The 1,943-nt window shown below is 64.9% G+C and carries 2 protein-coding genes; both read right to left on the bottom strand.

Going from position 1 to position 1,943, the window contains the following annotated elements; all coding sequences use genetic code 11:
- Nucleotides 1–1,259, bottom strand: a 1,259-nt coding sequence (locus D0Z70_RS24365; RefSeq protein ID WP_119750779.1) for a copper resistance system multicopper oxidase, incomplete at its 3' end; no start/stop codon positions are given.
- Between the two features lie 88 nt (nt 1,260–1,347).
- Entirely contained in the window at nt 1,348–1,920 is a 573-nt protein-coding gene (locus D0Z70_RS24360) for an RNA polymerase sigma factor (protein ID WP_088181961.1), read from the bottom strand.
- Nucleotides 1,921–1,943: the final 23 nt, after the last annotated feature.

The following is a 1,943-nucleotide window of genomic DNA, read 5'->3' as shown; positions in this document are numbered from 1 at the left end:
CCGTGGTCAGTCGGTCCCTTCCAGCCGGTTAGCTTCCACAGGTTACGCGATGCGTTCTGCTGGACCGTGGGGTCGAGGCCGCGCTTCGCCACCGGGTTCTCGTCGGACATCCCCGACATTCCCTCCATCCCCTTCATGCCTCCCATATCCATGCCCATGTCGGTCATGGTCAGGAGCGTGCGCGGGCGAAGCGGCGGGACTGGGGCGATCATGCCCTCGCGCGGTGCCAGGGTGGCGCGCCCCATGCCGGAACGGTCGATCGCTTCGGACACGAAGCTGTAGGCGCGGTCGCCGGGCGTCACGATCACGTCGAACGTCTCCGCGACCCCGATCTGGAACTCGTCCACTTCGACGGGCCGGACGTTCTGGCCGTCGGCCTGCACCACTGTCATTGGCAGGTCAGGGATGCGGACGTTGAAGTTGGTCTGCGCCGCGGCGTTGACGATGCGTAGCCGGACGCGCTCCCCCGGCCGGAAGAGACCCGTCCAATTGTCGTAAGGCCCAAAGCCATTGACCAGGAAGGTGTAGGTCGAACCCGTGACGTCCGCGATGTCCGCCGGGTCCATCCGCATCTGCCCCCACTTCAGGCGATCCTTGAGGGGCATTTCCCGTCCGGCGAGCAGTCCACTCAGCGTCGGGCGCTGATAGTTGAAATAGGCACCGCCCATCTGCTTGAGCTTGCGGAAGATCTCCTCACCGGTCATCTGGCTGTGATCGGAGAGCACGATCACATGCTCGCGGTCGAATGCGATCGGGTCGGGTCCCGCGGGATCGATGACGATGGGGCCGTAGAGCCCGCCCTGCTCCTGCTCGCCCGAGTGGCTGTGGTACCAGTAGGTGCCTGACTGCACGACTGGAAATTCGTACACGAAAGTCGAACGTGCCTTGATGCCGGGGAAACTGATGCCCGGCACGCCGTCCATTTGGAACGGCAGAATGAGGCCGTGCCAGTGGATCGAGCTATCCTCGTCAAGATTGTTGGTCACCGCGAGCCGGACCTTCTGGCCCTCCTTGAGGCGGACGAGTGGCGCCGGGACCGTGCCGTTCACCCCGATCGCGGGCGTTGTAATTCCGTCCATGACCAGCTTCATCCGGTCGATCGTCAGGGCGATTTCCGTGCCCGATACGATCGGCAGCGGCTTGGCGATGCCGCGCGACACGGGTTGCGCCCAAGCTGGCAGGTAGGCCGACATGGCCAGCGTGCCGCCGAGCATGGCGGTTCCGCGCATCACGTCGCGCCGGTTCAGATTGCGGCTCATGCCGTTCTTTCGCTCCATTCAATGCTTGCGGCCGGCGGGAGGGGGCCGCCGTCGTTACCCTTCATTACGCGCGAACCGGCCCATCCCCTCATGCGAAGTCGAAAATTTTCGACAACTTCGCGCGCGCGCGCCGGAGCCGCATCTCTACGGCCTTGCCGCTGATCCCCAGCGCGGCTGCGGTCTCCGCTTCGGACAAGCCTTCCACGGTCCGCAGCAAGAGCGTCTCCTTGAGCGTTGCCGGCAGCTCGGACACCGCGCGCGAAAGCCGGGCAAGTTCTGCGCGATCGAAGGTGACGGTGTCGGCACCTGGCGCCTCGTCTCGCTCACCCTCGATCGTCTCAGGCGGCAGCGAAGAGGCGAACGATAGTATCTGGCGTATGCGTCGCCGCCGAAGCCAATCGCGGCTCTTGTTGATTGCCACGCGGGCCAGCCACGCAGCGAGCGGCCGATCTCCGTCATACTTTCGCAAGTTCTGAAAGGCGGCCGCGAAGCATTCCTGAGTGAGGTCAAGCGCCTCTTCGGCATCGCCGATATGTGCACGGATCAGGCGGTAAACCGGCCCCTTGTGCCGGCGCATGATCTCGGCGAAGGCGGCCTGACGTCCAGCGAGCGTCAAGGCGGCGAGTTCGCCGTCCGTGCAGGCCGAAAGTTCAAGACTCACCGCGCGTCTGCGGTCAGCGCCTT

The sequence above is a fragment of the Sphingobium terrigena genome (assembly GCF_003591655.1).
GTDB classification, from domain to species: Bacteria; Pseudomonadota; Alphaproteobacteria; order Sphingomonadales; family Sphingomonadaceae; genus Sphingobium; species Sphingobium terrigena.
Note: the sequence above shows the minus strand (reverse complement) of the source record. Positions and strands in the feature narration are given on the sequence as shown.